We start from the raw sequence: 21,832 nt of genomic DNA on the forward strand, positions 1-21,832 counted from the left end.
TGCGCGCTCATTGAAGGCAGGTCTCTCAAGGCAGGTCTCTCGCGGAGGGCGCGGGGGCGCGGAGACGGAATCGGAGCGGGTTCGGAACTGTCGAACGCTCCGGTGCGACGCGTTGTTGGAGGTTGTTTCATGGCATACGGAAGCGCGCGGACCATCCGGGTTGTTGTTGCGACGGCGGTTTTGGCGTGCGGCAGCGTGCGCAGCTTCGCGAGCGCACAGCCGCAGGGGGAGCAGTCGTACCGCGCGGGCATCGGGCTGCTGAATAAGGGCCTGAGCGACCTCGCGAGCGCGGAGTTCCGCCGGTACCTGGAGGAGCACCCTGATGGCGCGCAGGCGACCAATGCGCGGTACTCGCTGGGCATCTGTTTGACGCGGCTGGGGAAGCACGCGGAGGCGTTGCCGTACCTCAAGCTCGCGGCGGGCGTGGAGGGCTTTGAGTTCGCGGCGGATGCGAAGCTGCTGCTGGCGCAGTGCCACCTCGCAGGGGGTGAGCAGGGCGGGGCGGTCGATGTGCTCCGGGGGGTGCTGAAGGAGCACCCGCAGTTCAAGCAGCTGGACGTCGCGACGGCGCTGCTCGGGGAGACGCTGTACCGCACGGGGGAGCACGCGGAGGCCGCGGAGGTGCTGGCGCAGGTCTCTCGCCAGTGGCCGGGGAGCGCGGTGCGTGAGCGGGCCGAGCTCTTCGCGACGATGGCAGAGAGCGCGGGTGGACAGTCGAAGGCGGCCGCGGACCGTGCGGCGAAGCTGCGGGCGGCATTCCCGAAGGGGGAGTACGGGCTGCACGCCGCGCTGGTGGAGGCGCGGTGCCGGCAGCAGCTGGGGGAGTTGGGCGCGGCGCTGAAGCTGTATGAGGCTGCGGCGGGCGCGAAGGACCAGGTGCGGGTGGAGGCGCTAATCGGGCTCGCGTCGGTGGCTCGCTCGCAGGGGGACCTCGCGCGGGCGGAGGCATCACTCGCGGACGCGGAGAAGGCGGGCGTGCCGGCGGGCCTGCGCGACTGGTGGACGCTGGAGCGCGGGAAGCTGCTGTACAGCAAGGGTGATGCAGCGGGCGCTGCCCGGGTGTTCCGGGAGGCCCGGGGCGCGGCTGATGTGAGTGTTCAGGCGGAGGCGGCGTTCTGGGCGGCCAAGTGCCAGGCGAAGCAGGGCAAGCATGCGGAGGCCGCGGCGAACTTTGAGGGCGCGGCGGAGCGGTATCCGAAGAGCGTGCTGGTGCCGGAGATGCTGTTCGAGCGGGCCGCGGCGTTGTCAATGGCGGGAGAGGGCGTCGCAGCGCTGGAGGCATGGGGCGAGTGGCGCGGGCGGTTCGGCTCGCATGCGCTCGCGGCGGAAGCTTTGGTGGCGCACGCGTGGGCTGCGCACAGGGCCGGGGAGCTCGACGAATCGGAGCGGCTGATCGGGGAGTTGGCGTCGCGGCATGCGGAGCGGAGAGCGAGCGAGACCGTCCAGCTGCTTGTGGCGGAGAACGCCTTTGCGCGGGGTGATCACGAGGGGGCGCTCAGGGCGTACGGCGAGCTGGTGCGGGCGCACCCGAAGAGTGCGCACGTTTGGCGGGGGGCGGCGCGGCGGGTGCTGTCGCTGGTTCAGCTGGAGCGGGGGGCTGAAGCGGCGGCGGAGCTGACGAAAGCGCTGGCGGATGGCGAAGGGCAGGATGCGGGGCTCCGGCGGGCGGCGGTCGGTGCGGTTGCTGATCACCTGTTCGCGAAGAGCGATTGGAAGGGGGCGGAAGCGTGGTTCGCGCGGCTCGCGGCCGAGAGCGGCGACGCTTCCGACAAGCTGGAGGCCGCGCTGAGGCAGGCGATTTGTGTCGAGCGGCAGGGGCGGTTCGCGGAGGCGGTGCCGCTGCTGGACCGCGTGATCGCGGAGGACGGGAGCTCGGAGCAGGGGCAGCGGGCGCGGTTCGAGCGCGGGCAGTGCCTGCTGCAGCTTGGGAAGCTGGATGAGGCGCGGCAGGCGTTTGAGGCTGTGCGCGAGGGTGGTGCCCCGGAGCCGCTCAAGGAGCATGCGGCGCGGCACCTGGCCACGATCGCGTCGAAGCAGGGGCGGCACGAAGACGCGGCGGAGCTTCTGTCGGGGCTTGATGGCGGGGCCGCCGATGGAACAGGGCTCGCACTCGGCTCGGCATACTTGGCTGCGGGCAAGTACCAGGAGGCCTTGCGGGCTCTCTCGGGAGTTGCTGAGGTCGGTTCAACCGACGCGGTGAAGGCGCGGGCCCTGCGGGCGATTGCTTTGAATCGTTTGGGGCAGCACGAGGAGGCGGCGGAGGCGCTGGGAGCCAGCGTTAAGGATGCGGCGCTCGATGCGGAGACAAAGGCGAGCGCGCGGTATGAGCTGGCGCTCGCGCTGCGTTCGCTGTCACGCGAGAACGAATCCGTCGAAGTGCTGCGGGCGCTGGAAAAGGATGGGCCGGCGCGGCTGGCGTGCTACGCACGGCTTGATCTCGCGCAGGTGGAGGCACAGGCGGGGCGGTTCGATGAGGCGGTGGCGCTGCTGGACCGCTGTCTCGGGGCGGCGGCCTCGCTGGGAGCCGCCGATGCGGCTGTCATTAGCGAGCGGGCGACTTACCTCCGGGGCTCGTGCCTGCTGCGGGGCGGCAAGCCGAAGCAGGCTGCGGATGCGCTGGCGTCGTTCGCGAAGTCCTATCCCAACTCCGCACTCCTGGGCCACGCGCGGCTGGTGCGCGGCGAGGCGCTGCTGGGTTCAGGGCTGGGGCGTGAGGCGGCCGAGGAGCTCGCGCTCGGGGCGGCTTGCGAGAACACCGAGGTGCGTGCGAGCGCGCAGCTGCGGCTGGGTGATGCGTGGGCCGCGTGCCAGGAGTGGGTGAAGAGCGAGCAGGCGTTCACGGCGTTCCTCGACAGGGCGTCGGACTCCCCGCTGTGGTACCAGGCGCGGTTCGGGCAGGGCTGGGCCCGCGAGAACCAGGGGCGGCACGAGAGCGCGCTCGAGGCCTACCGGGACGTGGTCGCGCGTCATGACGGGCCCACGGCGGCGCGGGCGCAGTTCCAGATCGGCGAGTGCCTGTACGCCCAGAAGAAGCACGACGCGGCGGTAGCGGAGTTCCTCAAAGCCGACGTGCTGTACGCGTACCCCGAGTGGAGCGCGGCGGCGCTGTACGAAGCGGGTCGGTGCCTGGAGGAGAGCGGGCGGGGTGACGACGCCGCGCGGCAGTACGAGGACCTGATCACGCGTTTCCCGGAGTCGAAGTGGGCGAAGCTGGCGCAGGAGCGGGCGAAGGCGGCGGCAAAGGCAGGAGCCCCGGCACCGGTGCCGGGGCGTGGCTCCCCCACTGCCGCGGCGCCCGGGGACGTGTCGCGAGGGCGGTGAGGCCGGGTCGGAAGGTGAACCTTTCGCAAGGGAGTTCCCATGTTCATGCAGGGCGTAGGTGGTGCGGGGCTGGTGCTCGGGCAGGGTGCGCCGGCCGACGGCTCGTTCGTGTCGACGGTGTGGGACATGATCGTGCGCGGCGGGTGGTTCATGGTGCCGCTCGCGGCGTGCTCGCTGGTTGCGATGACGATTATCGTCGAGCGGCTGATCGTGACGCGCCGGGCGCGGGTGGTGCCGCGGGGGCTGCTGGAATCGCTCACTTCGCTGCGGCACCGGCCAAGGGAGGCGGTGGCGCGGTGCCAGAGTGACCCGAGCCCACTGGCGGCGGTGATCCTGGCGGCGGTGCGCACGCGCGAGCAGGGACGCGAGGCGCAGGAAAACGCGGTGAGCGAGGCGGGCGAGCGCGAGGTGCGGAAGCTGCGGCACCGCATGCGGGTGCTGTCGTCGCTGCCGCAGGTGGCGACGATGCTGGGGCTCCTGGGCACCGTGCTGGGGATGATCCGCACGTTCACGACGATCGCGGCGTCGGGGGATTCATTGGGCAAGACCGAGCGGCTGGCGCAGGGCATCCACGAGGCGTGGACGGCCACGGCGGGCGGGCTGTTTATCGCGATCCCGACGCTGCTGTTCTTCCACATCATCATGGGGCGGATCGACGCGGCGGCGGCGGCGCTGGACAGCGCGGCGACGCTGTGGCTGGAGGCGGACTCGTCTTCGGCGGGTGAAGAGGCGCCGGGTGTGGTGCGGGAACAGGTGGCAGCGGAAGTCGTGGCAGTGGGCGGGCGTGAGTTGGCGGGGGCGGCGTCCTGAGGGAGAGTGTCATGCTGATCAAGCACAAGGGCGCGGGGGCGGACCTGCACATCGACTTCGTCCCGATGGTGGACGTGCTGTTCAACCTGCTGATTTTCTTCCTGCTGGCCACGAGCATGGCCCAGGCGGAGCGGGAGATGAGCGTCGCGCTGCCGCACGCGGCCCACTCGGGGCCAATCTCCATGTCGATGCGGGAGATCATTATCAACGTGCACGCGGATGGCGGGATCGAGGTCGCGGGCAAGCGGATGACGGCGGGTGACCTGGCGGCGTTAGTGCGGACGGCGGTGCAGGCGAACCCCGAGCAGAAGGTGAGCGTGCGTGGCGACCGGACTGCCTCTTACGCGAGCATCGCGGCGGTCCTGGACACGTGCAAGGGCGCGGGCGTGCAGCAGCCGTACCTCGAGACCATCCCGCTGAACTGAGTTGATGTGCTGAGGAGGGTGTCATGAGGCGGCCGAGCAAGAGGACGCTGGCAGTCGTGGCCGGGGTTGTTGTGGCGGTGGTGCTGCTGGCGCTGGCCGTGCGTCCGGATGAGCGGGCGGTATTGACCGATGGCGGCGCGATCCGCTCGCGGGCGGAGACGACGGTCGTGCGCGAGGTGCTCTGGAAGCCGGCGACGCCGCTGCGGGCGGAGGCGGCGAGCGCGGACGAGTACGAGCCGCGGTACAGCGCGGATGGGACGGTGGTGGTGTTCGTGCGCAACCGTCCCGGGGCGAACGCGGACCTGTACACGGCGCGGTGGACGCCCGGCGGCTGGGGCGAGCCTGAGCCGATCGCGTCGATCAACACGCCGAAGGACGAGCTGGGGCCGGAGCTGTCGCGCGATGGGCGTTCGCTTTACTTCTATTCCGACCGCGCGGGAGGGCTGGGCGGGTATGACCTGTGGGTGTCGCAACGGATCGATGACGGTTGGGGGACCGCGACGAACTTGGGGGCGCAGGTCAACTCGCGTTTCAACGAGTACGGGCCTGCGCTGACGCCGGACGGGGAGCGCCTGTACTTCAGCTCGAACAGGCCGCGGGAGGGAGAGCCGGCGCCGAGCGGGGAGGCGTGGACAGCGACGGTGCGTGAGCACCGCACCAGGCATGACTACGACCTGTACCGGGCGGATGTCGACGGGTCGTCGGGTGCGCGGGCGGTCGTTGAGGTCAACACCGCGGCAGACGAAGGCGCGCCGTCGGTGAGCCCGGCGGGGGACTTCCTGTACTTTGCGTCGGACCGCGCGGGCGGGCACGGCGGTTTCGATGTGTACCGCACGCGGCTGATCCCCGAGGGGCGGCTGCGGCTGATCGAGAACCTGGGGCAGAGCATCAATTCGCCGTCGAATGACCTCGACCCGGCGCTGAGCTCGGATGGGTTCCGGTTGACGTTCAGCTCGGACCGTGTGATTGACCAGGGCGGGGGCGCGGCCGTTGTGTCGGATGTAGGCCGATACGCGCTGTGGACGACGACCTCACGTGAGGTGTACAGGGAGATAGAGCGGGAGGAGAGCCGGGTGCTGGCTCTGCTGCGGGAGATGTGGCCGTGGCTGCTGCTGCTCCTGCTCGCGCTCATCCCGCTGGTGGTGCTTGCGCGGCTGCTGCGGGAAGCGCGGTGGCGGTCGCGTTTTGCGAGGCTGAGCCTGCTGGCGCAGTGCCTGCTGCTGTCGCTGCTCGTGCACGCGGGGATCGCGTCGGCGTTCACGGTGTGGAAGGTGGGGTCGGGAGTGATCGACCTGATGCAGGAGGGCGGGGACGGCGTGCGTGTGGTGCTGTCGTCGGGCAGCGGGGCCGCGGGGGGGATCGCGTCGCAGGTGCGTGCGGGGAGCACGGGTGATGCGGCGCTGCTGCCGGAGGTGCCGTCCATGCCTGCGGCCTTGCTGGTGTCGGCCATTGAGGGGGCGGTGCGGGAGACCGAGTTGCCGCCGCTGGAGATCGGAGCGGGCGCGCCGCAGGTGCGGGTGGATCTGCCGTCGGCCGAGCCAGTGAGCGTCGGGATGGGGGCGAGGTCCGGGCCTGAGGGTCTGCCGGAGGTTCACGCGCCGGCGCCGGTCGGGGCCGGGCCCGCGGCACCGCGCGCGGAGGTCGCGGGTGGTTCCGTCGATGCGGACATTGGTGCTGCCGCACGGCCCGTGGTGAGTGCCTTAACCGAGGCGACGCAGGTGCGGGTGGCGTTGTCCGCGATACGCCGGTGGGAGACCACCGGCGCGCCGATACAGGGCTGGAATGTGACGGCGGCGTCCTCTGAGAGGACCGGCGGTCCGGCGGCCCCGACCACCATCGCAGCACCTTCGTTGAAGGTTGATGGCGATTCGGATGCTGCGCTCCCGGCAGCACCGCGCAGGCGCGCCGTCGCGGAGGCGGCGAGCACGGGCGCGGAGGTCTGGTTGCCAGGCGGAGCACAGGCGGAGGTCGCGCCCGTCGTTGCTCCGGCTGTTGGCGCGGATGCAGTTATCGTGCCGTTGCCGGGGATCGGCGGGGGCGTTCGTGGCACTGATGGGGGGCGGCTCGCCGTTGTGCCGAACGCGGGTGGCGACCGGGACATGCCGAGTGCTGCCGCCATTCCGGGAAGCGCCGCGGTCGGGAGTGTGCCGCAGGCTTCTGGCGGAGAGGTCGCGGCCGCGCTGCCGAGCGTGGCCGCGCCCGTGGCGCGGCGCGGGAGTGGCAGTGAACCCGCGAAGTCCGAGTCGCCGGCACCCTCGTTTGCACCGGCGGCAGTGGCCGCGGGTGACAGTGCATCGACCTCGGCGCCGGTGATGATCAACCACGGCCGAGCCGCCGGGAGCACGAGCGCCACGGCCGCCGGCACGCCTCTCGCCGTCGCGCCGCCCACCATCGACTCGCTCCCGAGCGCCGCGACGCAATCGGTCTCAGCGGTCGGGTCGTCGCTCCCGCTAACGCGTGAGCCGCTGATCCCGGTTGGGATTCCCGTGCCGCTGGAGACCTTCGCGCAGCGCGCTCCCGAATCGCGTTCCGAGTTGCTCCAGAAGATGGGCGGGAGTGCGGAGACCGAGAAGGCCGTGGGGCTCGCGCTGGAGTGGTTCCTGCGGCACCAGTCACGCGAGGGGTACTGGAGTGCCCAGCACTTTGACAAGGAGTGCAGCGGCTGCTCGGGGGAGGCGGAGTTCAAGGCCGACGCGGCCATGACGGGCCTCGTTCTCCTGTGCTACCTCGGCGCCGGCCACACGCACCAGCAGGAAGGCCCGTACCGCGAGCCGGTTTCGCGCGCCCTCGCCTGGCTCGTCAAGCGGCAGACAGCGGACGGCGATCTCCGCGCGGGCGAGACGATGTACGGCCAGACGGTCGCGGCCGTGGCGCTGTGCGAGGCATTCGCGATGACTCGCGACCCGGCGCTCGCGGAGCCGGCTCGCCGGGCGGTGGAGTTCGTGCTCGCACGAGCGAACAAGGGCGGGCCCGCGGCGGAGCGCGATACGTCGGTCATTGGCTGGCTGGTGTTCACGGTGGAGAGCGCACGGCGGGCCGGGTTCACGGTGCCGCAGGGGACTTTCGAGGCGGCCCGCGGCTGGCTGGGGCAGGTTGCGGACCCTGCTTCGCCGGGCCGGTACGCGTACGCGCGGGGGCAGGGCGCCAGCGCGGCGATGACCGCCGAGGCGATGTTCGTGCAGCAGCTGCTCGGGCGGAATCGCGCGGAGCCGCTGATGGAGGACTCGGCGCGGTTCATCCTCGCGAGTCCGCCGAAGTGGGGCGAGGGGGCGCCGACGTACTACTGGTACTACGCGACCCTGTCGCTCTTCCAGCATCAGGGCGACGCGTGGAAGCAGTGGAACGATCAGCTGGTCCGCGAGCTGCTGGCGAATCAGGAGAAGGACGGCCCGCTTAAGGGCAGCTGGGACCCGACGGACCGCTGGTCGCGGATGGGTGGGCGGGTGTACCAGACGGCGGTGTGCACGCTGAGCCTGGAGGTGTACTACCGGTACGCGGCGAGGTGAGGGGTTCGGGGCATGGCGTGGGGCCGCTCACTCATCAGCGGCAATCGGCAGATCGCGGCAACCGGGGATGGACGCGGCTGGTACAACACTCCGTCACACACGGAGCGCCGCCGTGCCACTCGGGCTGCCTGCATCTGAACTCCGCGAGCGAGCCGTCAGGGCCCGGCACATGCTCCGCGCGTGCACGATGTGCGAGAAGCGGTGCGGGATCGACCGCACGGCCGGTCAGCCCGCTCCTTGCCACCTGAACGATCAGACGTACTGCTTCAAGCGGCACGTGAGTTACGCGGAGGAGCTGGAGCTCATCCCCAGCTACATGGTGTACCTGGGCGGGTGCAACTTCCGCTGCCGCTTCTGCGTGCAGGCCCCCCACTGCTTTGTGCCTGATCTGGGGTCGCGCCTCGAGCCCGGGGAAGCGGCCGCGGACTTCCGGCGGGTGGTCGGGCGTGGGGCCAAGACGATCAACCTGCTGGGGGGCGAGCCCAGCCTGCACCTGCACACGATCCTTGAAATCGCGGCCGAGAATGCGGAGGCGGGGCACGAGCCGCTGCCGCTGGCCCTGAACACCAACATGTACATGAGCCCCGAGGTGATCGACCTGCTGGACGGGGTCGTTGACCTCTACATCGCCGACTTCAAGTTCGGCACTGATGCGTGCGCGAAGAGCATCGCGGGAATGGACCGGTACGTCGAGGTGGTCACGCGGAACCTGCTGCTGGCCTCCGCCCGTACGCGGGTGGTTGTAAGGCATCTGGTCATGCCCGGCCACCTGGAGTGCTGCCTGAACCCGGTGGCCGCGTGGATGTGCGGGCACCTGCCGGCGGCGGCCTTCACCCTGATGACCGGGTATGTGCCGGCGTGGCAAGCGGCCCGCCGTACAGATGAACTCGGGCGGTGTCTGACTCAGGAAGAGCGCGAGAAGGCGGAGCGGCTGGCGGCCGCGCTCGCGCTGGCCCCGGGCGGCTAGGGCTGCCGGTCCGCAGACGCAGGAGGCGCATCCGTGAGCGTTCAACCACTGCACCGCAGCGACGGCAGCGATGAGGCCGGGGCGGGGCTGACGCTGTCGATCCGGATCGGGGCCGACGGGCGGCTGTACTTCCACGACTTGACGGCCGACCTGCTGCCGGTCGCGGCGGCCCTGTGTCCGACGGACGCGGAGCTGACGCGGCGACTGCACGCGGCGGAGGCGTTCGCGGGCCACGAAGCTGGGCGGGATGCTCAGGAGTCACCATGACGCGTATGAACCTGCCGAACGGGGCGCTGCCGAATGGCGCGGGGGCGAACGGCGCGAAGGCGCAGATGGTGAAGCACGCCCGACCGCCGGCGCCGACGGTTGCTGCCGCGGCGGGCGCGACGGGGAGCGGACAGGGCGCGGATGAGCTCGATGTGCTGATCCGGGCGCGGTACCCGGTGATCTACGTGGTCTCGTGGGAGGAGGCGCGGGTGGAGCAGCACCTGCAGCGGATCGCCGCGAGAAGGAACAAGGCGCTGTACACGTGGTCGGTCACCAGTGGGCTGCAGAAGGTGTCCGAGCCCGGATCGCCGCGGGGGAAGGGACCGACGGACCCGATCGAGGCGATGACGGCGATCATCGAGCAGAAAGAGCCCGCGATCTACCTGTTCAAGGACCTCAACCCGCTGCTGCGGGCGCCGGCGCCGCCGTGCAACGTGCCGACGATCCGAAAGGTGCGGGAGGTGGCGCAGGCGCTGTCGGACAGCTACAAGACGATGGTGATCTGCTCGCCGCTGATGGAGCTGGCGCCGGAGTTGGAGAAGGACGTTACGGTGCTGGACTACCCGCTGCCCACGCCGGAGGACCTGTCGGCGCTGCTGGACCGCATCGCGAAGGACGTGGCGGACAACACCAGCGTGACGATCAACCTGGACGACAAGGGGCGTGAGGCCCTGGTGCGGGCCGCGGGCGGGCTCACGCTGCAGGAGGCGGAGAACGTCTTCGCCAAGACCATCGTCAAGGACGGCTCGCTGGACGCAAGCGACGTGTCCACGGTGTTCTCGGAGAAGCAGCAGATCGTGCGGAAGAGCGGGCTGCTGGAGTACTACGAGTCCACGGCCGACCTCAAGGAGGTCGGTGGGCTGGACCAGCTGAAGGAGTGGCTCGATCGGCGCTCGCGGGCGTTTACCGAGGAGGCGCGGGTGTTCGGGCTCCCGGCGCCGAAGGGCGTGCTGCTGGTTGGCGTGCAGGGGTGCGGCAAGAGCCTGTGCGCCAAGGCCGTGAGCCGCGCGTGGGACATGCCGCTGCTGCGGTTTGACGTGGGCCGGATGTTCTCGAGCCTGGTGGGGTCCTCGGAGCAGAACGTGCGGCGGGCGATCCAGGTGGCGGAGAGCATCGCCCCGGCGGTGCTGTGGGTGGACGAGATCGACAAGGCGTTCGCGGGGTCGAGCAGCTCGGGGCGCACCGACGGCGGCACCACCGCCCGCGTGATGAGCACGTTCCTGACGTGGCTGAACGAGAAGCAGGCGCCGGTGTTCGTGCTGGCCACGGCCAACGACATCTCGCAGCTGCCGCCGGAGCTTCTGCGCAAGGGACGCCTGGATGAGATCTTCTTCGTGGACCTACCCAACGAGGCGGAGCGGCGGGCGATCTTCGAGATCCACCTCACCCGCCGCAAGCGCAGCCCGGGGTCGTTCGACCTGGGCACGCTGATCGAGGCCTCGCGCGGGTTCAGCGGGGCCGAGATCGAGCAGGCGATCATCAGCGCGCTGTACGACGTGTTCTACAAGGGCACGCCGCTCACGACCGAGGACCTGCTGAACAGCATCCGTGAGACGGTGCCGCTGTCGCGCACCATGAGCGAGCGGATCGACGCGCTGCGCGAGTGGGCGTCGGGGCGGGCGCGTTTCGCCACCATGCCGTCGGCCGAGGCGCAGCCGGCGGTGGTCCGCCGCAAGCTGGAAGTCTGAAAGGGGTGCCCGATGAGCACAGTGTGCATTCTGACACCGGTGGTGATCGGTTCCTGGCCGGCGATCGCATCCGCGGTATTCGGGGCCGCGAGCGCCATGGGGTTCAGCGTGGCTGCTTCCTCGGTCCCGGTGTCCGCTGACCCGGACCAGTCGGTAACCACCGAGGTGGCCAACAGCCAGGTGCTCGCCGAGCTGATGGCACGCGGCGAGAAGATCAGTATCCAGCGTCACGGGACCACCATCGAGGTCGGCGTTGACGCCCGGGGGCGGTGCACGGTGTGCGCCAGCGGCAAGGGTCTCTCGAAGTCGCAGCTCCGCGCCATCGGCGAGGAAGTCTCCGGGCGCATCGTGCAGCAGTTCGCGTACCACAAGCTCATGACCGAACTGAAGGCCCGCGGATTCAAGGTGCAGTCCGAGGAGGTCTCGGGGGATCACTCGATCCACGTCCGTGTCTCGGCCGGGAGCTGACATGAAGAAGCCGCAGTTCGACATCACCATTGGCAAGGACGGCAAGGTGACCGTCAAGGTGCACGGCGTCTCGGGCTCCAAGTGCCTCGAGCTCTCCGATATGGTCAAGCAGATCGTCGGGCACGAGGAGAGCCGCACATTGACCGGCGAGTACTACGGCGGCGGCGATGTGCGGTACGACACGCAGGACCACACGCACACCTCGGGATGAGCCGGTTGAGGACGGAAGCGACGCGCGATGGAATGCCCCAGCTGCACATTCCAGAACACGCCCGGCACGCGGAGCTGCGTGCGGTGCCAGAGCCTGCTGGACTTCTCCGGTGTGGCGGTGGTGCCGCCACGGGCGCACGGGCCGGCGGCACTGCGGGCGGCGAGTGCATCGGCGGATGTGCTTGGGTTCCGGCTGCGCGATGCGCTGCGGCGGGTGCGCGAGGGCTCGCCGATCCGCATCGACGCGGATGTCTCGTGGGGTGCGGCTGTGTGCTCGATCGTGCCCGGCCTTGGGCATGTGATCATCGGCCGGCGGCGTACGGGCCTGGCCATCTTCCTCGTGTGGCTGGCGCTGCTGGTGGCGTGCCTGCTGAACTACGGCACGAGTTTCGCGTTCGTGTGCGCCACCTCCGCGGTGGGCCTGCACTGCGCGGCCGTGTGCACGCTGCTCTCGCAGACGCTGCAGCACGAGACTGTCGGCTTCCGGGCGTTCGTCGGGCTGGGTGTGTACCTGGTGCTGTGCGGTGTGCTGTACGGGCCGGCGTATTGGATGGCCACGCGCCTCGTCGGCGCGGTGCCGGTGGTCGGGGTACGGGCCGCGGGCGGGATCAAGCAAGACGACCTGCTTATCCATACGGGCCCCTGGCTGCAGACCACCTACGAGCGCGGCGACTTTGTCGTGTACCGCGTACGTCAGGGGTGGAGTTCGGGCGTGATCCTGCAAGAAGGGCTGCTCTTCGACCGCGTCCTGGGATTGCCCGGCGACACGGTTGTGGTGCACGGGCGCGAGGTGCACGTCAATGGCGTGCTGCAGCCTTACACACCCATGTCGTTCTGGCCGGGCCGCACCGAACTGACGGCCGGGCCTGACGACTACATCATCGTGCCCTCGCTCCTGAACGCACCGGGGCAGGGGCAGTTCGGGGGCGTGCTCACGCCGGTGATCGAGCGGATGAGCCACGTTCCCTCGGGCGATGTGCTCGGGCGCGTGGTGTGGCGCGTAGGCGACGGCCTGGACTTTGGGCCGGTTCCCGACAGCAGCGCACAAGTCGAAGGAGAGGCCCCATGAACGGACGCTTCTCGCGGCTGGAGGTCGAGGCGCGCGAGACAGCCCTTGAGCCTCCGCAGCAGGCGCTCGACCCCGCGCAGCTGGGCAACACCGTCCGCACCAGCAGCACCGACATGCAACTCGCGGATGACGCCTACCGGCATGGCCGGTTTGAGCTGGCCCTGCAGATGTACACGAAGGCGCTCGGGAAGAACCAGTCGCTGGTGGCAGCGTGGGTGGGGCAGGTGCAGATGCTGGTGGAGTTGGGCGAGTACCCCGAGGCACGCCTGTGGGCCGACAAGGCCCTGGAGCTCTTCCGCAACAACGGCGACCTTCTCGCGGCCAAGGCGCGGGCGTCCGCCCGCCAGCGCGACCACTCCGCCGCCATGGCGTGCATCGACGCGGCGGTGCAGAGCTCGGGTTCTTCCCCGCTGCGGTGGGTGGTGCGGGGCGAGGTGCTGCTGCCGCAGAACGCCGCCCGCGCCCGCGACTGCTTCGAGAAGGCCCTGACCGAGCCCAACGCGGACTGGTTTGACCGCGTGATCGTGGCGCGCACGTACCTCTTCCACAAGCGCGGCGTGCTGGCGATGGACATGGCAAGGGCCGCGGTGGGCCTGCGTGCGGACCATGGCTACTGCTGGTACGTGCTCGGGGGCGCGCAGCAGCTGGTGGGCTGGGCGGACCAGGCCGCCACGAGCTATCAGCGGGCGCTGGACCTGTGCCCCTCGCTCACACAGGCGCGGGATGCTCTGCGGGCGCTGCGTTCGCGCTCGCTCACCCAGCGGCTCACCGGGCGCATCGGGGGTTTGTTCAAGCGATGAAGCTCAAGACGATCATCATCTCCGCCCGCGAGCACAAGGCCAGCGACGCCCACATCCTCGTCGGCTTCCCGCCCATGTTCCGCATTTCGGGGGACATCGTGGCCTCCCGCGGCGGGGCGGTCACGGCCGAGCAGATCTCGGGAATGCTCGAGGACGCGATGACGCCCGCCCAGCGCGAGCGGCTGGACAAGGAGTGGGGCGTGTGCGTCTCGGTGGTCGTGCCCGAGGTCGGGCGCGCCCGCGTCACCGTCTACAAGCGCAACGGCCAGTACGAGCTCGCCGTCCGAATGAGCGAGCCGGTGGTCCGCACCCGCCAGGAGCTGCGGCTTCCCGCCATCGTTGACGACCTCGCCCGCAAGTCCCACGGCCTCGTGCTGCTCACCGGCCCCACGGGCGTGGGCAAGACCACCACCTTCCACTACATGCTCGACCTCATCAACGCCGAGCGTGCCGCCAAGATCATCACCATTGAAGACCCGGTGGAGTACGTGCACGCGTTCAAGCGCTCGATCGTGGTGCAGCAGGAGATGCTCACGGACGTGACCAGCTTCACCTCGGCCCTGCGGCACGTGCTGCGGCAGGACCCTGATGTCATCGGCGTTGGCGAAATGCGCGACCGCGACACGATCTACACGGCCCTCATGGCCGCGGAGACAGGCCACCTGGTGATCGCCACGCTGCACACCCCGGGCGCCGTGGACGTGGTGCAGCGGCTGGTCTCGGCGTTCCCTGAGGGGGAGCAGTCGGAGGTGCTGTACATGCTGGCCAACTCCTTGCAGGGAGTGGTGGCGCAGCAGCTCCTGCCGCGGGCGGTGGGGAAGGGGCAGGTGCTCGCGTGCGAGCTGCTCATCGCCACGCCCGCCGTGCGCAACCACATCCGCGAGAACGCAGGCCACAAGCTGTACAGCGAGATCCAGGCCGGTGCGAGGCACGGCATGGTGACCATGGACAATGCCCTCCTTGAGCTCTACCAGCGTGGCGAGATCAGCTACGACACCACCTTGGGGGCGGCACGTCATCCTGAGAACATCAAGAAGGCTGCCAGCAGCTGAGACGGACCCTCCCGCTCTATGCGCGGACTGTCCGGGCCGTGCCGTAGCTCTGCGAAGCGACGAAGGCCCCGCGCTCGTGCGCGGGGCCTTTTCTCGTTCGCCATCGGAGATGAAGGGCTCTCAGCAGGCCCCGCCGCCCAGCACACGGAAGAAGGCCTCGATGTCCTGGTCGGTGCCGTAGTCACCATCGCCGTTGAAGTCGGCGCTGCCGCAGGTGGGGCAGCAGTTGCCACCCAGGCAGGCGAAGAACGCCTCGATGTCCTGGTCGGTGCCAGTGTCCCCGTCCCAGTTGAAGTCGGCCGTGCCGCACTCCTGGTCCACGTTCAGCTGGAACTGCCCGATCGCGCCGTTGTAGCCCGCGATCCGCACCGCGTAGGTCTGGCCCTTGTTGAGCAGCAGGGTGACGCGCGACTGGTAGTTCAGCCCGGGGGCGTCGTCGTTGCACTCCAGCATGGCCCCCTCGCACCCGTTGTACACGGCCAGCACGGTATCGAAGTTGGACCCGGCGGTGTCCAGCGTCATGAGGCCCGTGCTTTCCGCCTCGATGAGGTAGTACACATCCGCCGAGAACTGCGTGGGCGTGTTGGTGCAGATGTACTTGACGTCGCCCGACGCGCTCGCCGTGCAGCCGGTGTAGGTGCCGGGCGTGATCGCCACCGCGTCGGCACAGCGGTCCGCGCCGTTGAGCGGCGACACCTCGTTGTAGGTGCGGACGCCGCCGGCGCTGGTCAGGGCCCCGTTGGCGTAGGTGGGCTCGGCGACGAGCATGGTGGTGCCCGCCATGGCTACGGAAGCGCCCAGGCTCGGCGCTCCCGGGATGGTCGCGACCCGGCGCGTCGCCTGCCACGCGGCGTTGGGGAACAGGTACGCCCGCGTGCGCCCGCCCGTCGCGCCCACCAAGAGGTCGTTGTTGGCCCCGATCCACAGCGAGGCGCCAAAGTGCTCGGGCTGGTCGTTGGGGTCGTTGTCGTAGACGTGGTACTGCAGCGAGTTGGGCTCATCGCCCCACTCGATCGACACGTCGTCGGGCGTGTTGTTGCGCATGGATTCCACCCACCCCGTGCCGCTCACGCCCGAGGACCACGCGATGATGTTGGGCCCGGCCGCGACCTCGGTGCCCATCCGGGAGTCGTTCCGCATGATCACCGACTCGCGCGTCCAGTGGCCGTTGGCCTGCCGCCGCCACACGCACACCGCGCCGTTGTCCGCGTGCCCATAGCTGAAGGCGCTGGGGAAGCCGGCGATGGCCGTGTTGCCATGGAGGTCGATGATCTCGCCCGCGCGCATCCCGGCCCAGGTGTGGTTGCTGTTGGCGAGGCGGTCCACGAACTGCCAGTTGCCGTTTACCTTGCGGTAGAAGTAGATCGCGCCCGCGTCCACGCCCGCCTCGTCATCGCCGGGAGCGCCGATCATCATGTGGTCGCCGTGGACGGCGACGTCGGCGCCGAAGTTCTCGTTGGCCGCGGGGTCGGGGTTGGGGAAGCCGAAGGCGTAGTTCCAGCCCGCCGCCTGCGTGTAGTTGAACACGAACACCATGCCGGCCCCGGCGTGCCCCTGCACGGTGTGGCCGGGCGCGCCCACGACGATGGTGGTGCCGTCAAGGTCGACCGCCTTGCCGAAGTAGTCGTTCATCTGCGCGTTGCCGCCGGCCGTCAGCTTCTGCGCCTGCGTCCAGAACCGGCCCGTGCGGGTGTGCACGTACACCGCGCCCTGATTGGCGCCCGCGGCCCCGTCATCGGCGTACGCCCCCACCACCATCGTGGTGCCGAAGGTCGCGATTTTGTTGCCGAAGTTCTGATTGAGCTCCGGGTCGCTGGGGGTAATGACGTCCAGGCTGTCGCACTGGGCCCGGGCGGTCCCGGCGGCGAGCGCGAGCGTGGCGGCAGTGATGGCGGTCCAGGTGAACGTGCGGTTCATGGTCGAATCTCCTGAGAAACGTGGGTTGATCGTGCCGGCGGCCTACTGCGGTGCCGGCTCGCAGGGCAATGCGACGCACCCCTCGGAGCGCGCTAACGAATCAGCGACTTTTTTTCGCTACGTCACTAACCTCCATAAAAACCGGCACTTGCGCGGTTCACGAGCCACCTGCCGCTGGCCCCTCCGGTGGTAGACTCAACGCCGCCACTCATGACCACCCCCGCCCCCCATGAGGTCACGCAGCTCCTCAACGCGATCAGCGGCGGGGATTCGCGTGCTTCGGCTGAGCTGCTCCCCCTCGTGTACGAGGAGCTCCGCAAGCTCGCCCGCTCCTACATGGCCCGTGAGAGCGCCGCCCAGACTCTGCAGCCCACCGCCCTCGTGCACGAGGCTTACATCCGACTGCTGGGAGGCCAGGACCTTGGCTGGGATTCACGCGGGCACTTCTTCGGGGCCGCGGCCATGGCCATGCGGCGGATCTTGGTCGAGCGGGCGCGGGCCCGCGGACGCATCAAGCGGGGCGGCGATCGCGCCCGCGTCGAGCTGGGCGACGAGCCCATGCGGGAAGAGCCCACCGGCACAGACCTCCTCGCGCTCGACGAGGCCCTTGACAAGCTGCAGCGCTACGACCCCCGCAAGTGCGAGGTGGTCATGCTCCGCTACTTCGCCGGTTTAGGCGTGGACGAAACGGCCGCGGCCATGGGCCTCTCCAGCGCCACCGTCCGCAACGAGTGGACATTCGCCCGCGCCTGGCTGCTCCGCACCATGAGCGGGGCCGCGGAGCCCGCGACGTGAGCCATGACCCGCGACGGGCGGAGGCGCTTTTCCTGGAGCTGGCCGACGGCGGCCCCAAGACTCGCGCCGCGCTGCTTGAGGAACGCTGTGCGGACGACCCCGCCCTCCGCTCCGAGGTAGAGGCGCTTCTCAAGTTCCACGACGGCGCGGGCGAGTTCCTCAACGACCCTGTCCCCCTCAGCGACGGCCTCAATACGTTCGCGCCCCAGCATGATGCGGGGGAAACGCTGGGGCCGGGCACGCGCGTGGGCGAGTACACGATCGAGCGGCTCCTGGGCGAGGGCGGGATGGGCGTCGTCTACGTGGCCCGGCAGGAGCGGCCCAGCCGCACCGTCGCGCTGAAGGTCATCCGGCGCGGCTACACCACGCCCTCGCTGCTCCGCCGTTTCGAGCACGAGGCCGAGATGCTCGGCCGCCTTCAGCACCCCGGGATCGCCAATATCTTCGAGGCCGGCTCCGCGCCACTCACCGGCGAAGGGGTGGAGCCCGGGCGCGGCGGCAATCTTGCCTACATCGCCATGGAGTTCATCGACGGCCTGCCTCTGCACCAGCACGCCCGCGAGCACGCGCTCGACACACGCGCACGGTTGGCGCTGCTGGCCCGCGTGTGCGAGGCCGTGCACCACGCCCACCAGCGCGGCGTCATCCACCGCGACCTCAAGCCCGCGAACATCCTGGTGGACCGCGCCGGTCAGCCCAAAGTCCTGGACTTCGGCGTCGCGCGCGCCGCGGACGCCGACCTCCGCGTTACCACCATGCAGACGGGGATCGGCCAGCTCATTGGCACGCTGCCGTACATGAGCCCGGAGCAGGTCCTTGCCGACCCGCGCGAAGTGGACACGCGTAGCGATGTCTACGCCCTTGGCGTGATCCTCTACCAGCTCCTCACCGGCCGTCTCCCGCTGGACCTTGCCAGCCGCTCGATACCCGAGGCGGCCCGCATCATCCGCGACGAGTCGCCCGCCCGCCTGAGCGCCGTCAGCCGCGTCTTCCGCGGCGACATCGAGACGATCGTCGCCAAAGCGATGGACAAGGACAAGGCCCGCCGCTACCAGTCGGCGGCCGAGCTCGCCGAGGACCTCAATCGCTACCTGGCGGGCGAGCCCATCGCCGCCAAGCAGGATTCGGCCCTCTATGTCCTGCGCAAGCAGATCGGACGGCACCGTGTCGCCGCCGCCTCCGCCGGAGCTCTCCTCATCCTCGTCGTCGCCTTCGCGGTGTACGCCTCCTGGCAGGCCCACCGCGACCGCGCCCGCGCCGAGCGCGAGATGGGCCTCCGAGCCGAGGCTCAGGTCGCACAGTCGACCGCCGAAGCCGCGCAGCGCACGGCCGAGCGTCACCGCGAGGCCGCCGCGGCGTCCGCGGAGGAGCTCGCCCATCAGCTCTCCCTCAGCACCATCGACCGCGGCCGGCTGCTCGCGATGCTGGGCAACACCTTGGGCGCGGAGGAGCTGATCTGGGGCGAGTACATCAAGCACCCTGAGTCCCGCGCTGCTTACTGGGCTTTGGTGGAGGTCTACTCCGCCGCGCCCATCCGACGCACCATCCGCAATGTCTCGCACCTTGTGAAGCCGCTGTACTTCCCCGACGGCCAGACCGTCGCCCTCGCGCACGCCCGCGGCGTCGTCGCTTTCTACACGCCTGACCTCGCTACCAGGGTCGCAGAGCTCAAGGTCGCCGACGGCGTGATCAGCGCCACCGCCGTGTCCCCTGACGGCGCCCTGCTCGCGGCCGCGACGCAGGAAGGCGGGCTCTCCATCGTGCGCGTTCAGGACGGCGAACACCTTGCCCGCTGGTCGTACCCCGAGGCACGCGTGCAGTCGCTCAAGTTCACGGCGGACGGGCGCTCAATCGTGAGCGGAGACCTCGCGGGCACCGTCCGCCTGCACGATGTCTCTGCACCAGGCAGCGCGGGGCGCACGCTCTTGTTCCCCTCGCAGCCCGGGGCCATCCGTGACATTGCGGTCTCCCGCTCGGGCCTCATCGCGGCCTCCTGCTTCCACAAGCTCGTGCAGGTGTGGAACCCCGACGGGACGCCGCTCCACAGCCTGACCATCGAAGACCGCCCCAACGGTCTGGCCTTCACGCCCGATGGGGCATTCCTGCTTGCCGCCACCCCCGGCGCTCTGATCAGGATCGACACAGCGACCTGGGAGACGCAGCCCTTCCCACAGGGCACGGCCACGCACGCCAACCGCCTCTCCCTCAGCGCCGATGGAACAAAGCTGCTCGTTGTGGGCGCCCAGCTCGAGCTCTGGGACGGGGCTGCCATGAAGCCCACCACGAGCTTCAACCGCAGCGAGCAGGTGATGCTGCACGGGGCTCTCGCGCCGTCGGGTGATTCGATGATCGTCATCGAGCCCACCGGCCTCGCGCGCCTGTGGGAGACGCGCCGGCGCTCGGGCGAGCAGGTCTGGACCGCGGCGGAGAGCGGCTGGATCACCGGCGCCGAGTTCAGCCCCGACGGTCAATCCATCATCACCGTCTGCCAGGGGGCCAGGCCCAGCATCGGCCTATGGGCGCTGCCAAATGGCGTTCGCGCCGACCGCTTCGACCCCGCTCTCACAAACCTCCGCGCCGCGGCGTTCAGCCCCGATGGCAGCCGCCTGGCCACCATCGCCAGCAGCGGCCGCGTCACCATCTACGACGCGGCTGCGCTGACCCCCACTACCAGCCCCAGCCCGACGCAGCTCGCGGCCTTCGACGGGCCTGACCGCGCCCCGGTGCTCTGCTTCGACGCCCGTGCCGAGTACCTCTTCGCCGAGGGCATGGGCGGTGCGGTGCTCTACAATCTCGCGGCCGGCACCACCAGGCGCCTCACATCCAGCGGCGGCAACTACGGCGCCGCCGCGGCCCTGCCCTCAACATCGGGAGCGCGCGAGATCGTGGCGGTGGGCGGGCCGCAGGCGCTGGCGGTGTGGGACCTGAACACCGGCACCGTCGTCCGCAGTGCCGCCGCGGAGAGCTTTACCACCGATGTCGCCGTCGCCCGCGACGGCGACACCATCGCACACCCAGGCAGCGGCCGCGACATCATCCTCCGCCGCACCGACACGCTCGCGGTGACCGCCACGATCTCCGGCCACCGCGAGCGCGTGCTCACCGTTGCGTTCAGCCCCGACGGCACCCTCCTGGCCAGCGGCGGCCTGGATGGCGACGTCCACCTGTGGGAAGTGTCAACCGGCCGCCAACTCGCGACCCTCCGCCGCGGCCGCACCCAGGTATCCCGGGTCCGCTTCTCGCCCGATGGGACGTACCTGCTCTGCACGGGCCAGGACGGGCAGGTCCGCCTGCTGAACCTGCAGCACTACCGCCAGCACATTGAGGGGAACAGAGACGCATGGCGGCAGGAGCTCGAGCAGCAGGCCACGCAAGGGTCACGCTGATCGCCTGTCGCGCACCGACTCACACGCAGCACCGCAAGTGCTGGGTGGGCTGCGGACCTGTGCCAAAAGAAACAACGCCCTGCAACTCTGTGCAGGGCGAGCCAATCGATCGTCAAGTGACCCCGATGGGGTCCGAACAGAGTCGGAAACCACTGGCGAAATCAAAGCTTCGGGAGGATGGCGGCGCAAAATCCGGCGCACTCAGTGAGCAACCGGCTGATCCCGGGCTTGAGGCTGTGACGGCGGCTTGGCCGAAGCTCCCTCAACTGATCCGCACGGCCATCCTGGGACTGGCCGGAGCCGCGGGAGCAAACGGCCCCCGGTGAGGTTCCTGTCACCCGAGCACCCGGTTCGACAACGCTGTCTTGGGCGTGATGGCGTGGTCTACCCACCCCTAGAGGCGCATGCCCCCCTCCCCCTGAGGAGGTTTCGCTGAGCAGCCCGGCGCTGCGTCGGTATTTAGGAGGCAGTGTATGTGTGATGACGAGCAGAAACTGCGCAGCCATGAGTCAAGGAAGCGGTTCGACACACTCCTCGTGGATCCTGCCCACGCGCGAAGTGACTGTCGGCTCATCCGGCGTGCCCTGAGGCTCGGCTGGGTTCAGGGGGAGGACGCGATTGACCTCATCGAGGACTTCCACTCGAAGGCGAAGCTCGGCCCCGACCGTCCACCCCTGACGCAGCCGGTCCGCTCCGGCCTCGCCGCTTGTGAGGTCTTCGCCGAAATCGGTCGTATGACGCTGAATGAGGTTTTTCGGACGATGCCCTGTTACAGCCCTCGGGGTGGACGCCCGCGGAAGCGTCCGATCGCGAACGGCTCGGACCGAATCAGTGCGAAGGCCCTTCGATTGTTGGTGCTGGAGCCCTCCTACGTGCGCACGAACTTCTGCTTGCGGTGGCAAACACTCGCAGGAGACAAGTGCGAGCAGAACCTCATCAGTTTATGGGTGCCTACGAGCGCGGTGGACTGGAAGCTGTGGCTGCTCTGTCCCCGTTGCCAACGTCGGCGCGCGTTTATGTACTTGGACGCAGCAGGCCTCGGGTGCCGGGTATGCACACGCGCCCGGTACGTGCCACGGAAACGGGGCTGAGCACCGGAAGGCCGGCGATAGACCTGCCCACGCGTCCGTGTAGGTCCTTCTACCGGCCGG

General features: G+C 69.7%; 15 protein-coding genes. 14 read left to right on the top strand and 1 reads right to left on the bottom strand.

Going from position 1 to position 21,832, the window contains the following annotated elements:
- Window positions 1-129: 129 nt before the first annotated feature.
- The 12 genes from VD997_10210 (at window position 130) to VD997_10265 (ending at window position 14,583) form a co-directional block, all read left to right on the top strand.
- On the top strand, window positions 130-3,321 hold the full coding sequence (locus VD997_10210) for a tetratricopeptide repeat protein (GenBank protein HYE62360.1): 3,192 nt from the start codon (window positions 130-132) through the stop codon (window positions 3,319-3,321).
- 39 nt (window positions 3,322-3,360) lie between these two features.
- Window positions 3,361-4,131, top strand: coding sequence for a MotA/TolQ/ExbB proton channel family protein (locus VD997_10215; protein HYE62361.1), 771 nt, complete (start codon window positions 3,361-3,363; stop codon window positions 4,129-4,131).
- Window positions 4,132-4,142: 11 nt separating this feature from the next.
- Window positions 4,143-4,556 carry a biopolymer transporter ExbD gene (locus VD997_10220; GenBank protein ID HYE62362.1) on the top strand — a complete coding sequence of 138 codons (414 nt, stop codon included), beginning with the start codon at window positions 4,143-4,145 and terminating at the stop codon, window positions 4,554-4,556.
- 23 nt (window positions 4,557-4,579) lie between these two features.
- A complete protein-coding gene (locus VD997_10225) occupies window positions 4,580-8,062 on the top strand; it encodes a hypothetical protein (GenBank protein HYE62363.1) in 3,483 nt (1,160 codons plus the stop codon).
- A 169-nt stretch (window positions 8,063-8,231) separates the two neighbouring features.
- Window positions 8,232-9,029, top strand: a complete 798-nt coding sequence (locus tag VD997_10230; GenBank protein ID HYE62364.1) for a radical SAM protein — start codon at window positions 8,232-8,234, stop codon at window positions 9,027-9,029.
- 33 nt (window positions 9,030-9,062) lie between these two features.
- Window positions 9,063-9,296 carry a hypothetical protein gene (locus VD997_10235; protein ID HYE62365.1) on the top strand — a complete coding sequence of 78 codons (234 nt, stop codon included), beginning with the start codon at window positions 9,063-9,065 and terminating at the stop codon, window positions 9,294-9,296.
- Window positions 9,293-10,984, top strand: a complete 1,692-nt coding sequence (locus VD997_10240; GenBank protein ID HYE62366.1) for an AAA family ATPase — start codon at window positions 9,293-9,295, stop codon at window positions 10,982-10,984. Before VD997_10235 ends, VD997_10240 begins: the two co-directional genes overlap by 4 nt.
- 12 nt (window positions 10,985-10,996) lie before the next feature.
- Window positions 10,997-11,452 carry a DUF1257 domain-containing protein gene (locus VD997_10245; protein HYE62367.1) on the top strand — a complete coding sequence of 152 codons (456 nt, stop codon included), beginning with the start codon at window positions 10,997-10,999 and terminating at the stop codon, window positions 11,450-11,452.
- 1 nt (window position 11,453) lies between these two features.
- Entirely contained in the window at window positions 11,454-11,663 is a 210-nt protein-coding gene (locus VD997_10250) for a DUF2997 domain-containing protein (protein ID HYE62368.1), read from the top strand.
- 27 nt (window positions 11,664-11,690) lie between these two features.
- A complete protein-coding gene (locus VD997_10255) occupies window positions 11,691-12,731 on the top strand; it encodes a hypothetical protein (GenBank protein ID HYE62369.1) in 1,041 nt (346 codons plus the stop codon).
- Window positions 12,728-13,531 carry a tetratricopeptide repeat protein gene (locus tag VD997_10260; GenBank protein HYE62370.1) on the top strand — a complete coding sequence of 268 codons (804 nt, stop codon included), beginning with the start codon at window positions 12,728-12,730 and terminating at the stop codon, window positions 13,529-13,531. Before VD997_10255 ends, VD997_10260 begins: the two co-directional genes overlap by 4 nt.
- Window positions 13,528-14,583 carry a PilT/PilU family type 4a pilus ATPase gene (locus VD997_10265; GenBank protein ID HYE62371.1) on the top strand — a complete coding sequence of 352 codons (1,056 nt, stop codon included), beginning with the start codon at window positions 13,528-13,530 and terminating at the stop codon, window positions 14,581-14,583. The genes VD997_10260 and VD997_10265 overlap by 4 nt, the downstream gene beginning before the upstream one ends.
- 120 nt (window positions 14,584-14,703) lie before the next feature.
- On the opposite strand, the gene VD997_10270 is transcribed toward VD997_10265, so the two are convergent.
- On the bottom strand, window positions 14,704-16,500 hold the full coding sequence (locus VD997_10270; protein ID HYE62372.1) for an FG-GAP repeat protein: 1,797 nt from the start codon (window positions 16,498-16,500) through the stop codon (window positions 14,704-14,706).
- Between the two features lie 210 nt (window positions 16,501-16,710).
- Between VD997_10270 and VD997_10275 the strand changes: the two genes are divergently transcribed.
- Together VD997_10275 and VD997_10280 are read left to right on the top strand one after the other, a co-directional pair.
- The gene (locus tag VD997_10275) at window positions 16,711-17,295 is read left to right on the top strand and encodes a sigma-70 family RNA polymerase sigma factor (GenBank protein ID HYE62373.1); all 585 of its coding nucleotides are present in this window, start codon (window positions 16,711-16,713) and stop codon (window positions 17,293-17,295) included.
- Complete coding sequence (locus tag VD997_10280; protein HYE62374.1) at window positions 17,292-20,681, top strand: serine/threonine-protein kinase; 3,390 nt, start codon at window positions 17,292-17,294, stop codon at window positions 20,679-20,681. The genes VD997_10275 and VD997_10280 overlap by 4 nt, the downstream gene beginning before the upstream one ends.
- The last annotated feature ends 1,151 nt before the right edge of the window (window positions 20,682-21,832 follow it).

This window comes from Phycisphaerales bacterium (assembly GCA_035627955.1).
Lineage (GTDB): Bacteria > Planctomycetota > Phycisphaerae > Phycisphaerales > UBA1924 > JAEYTB01.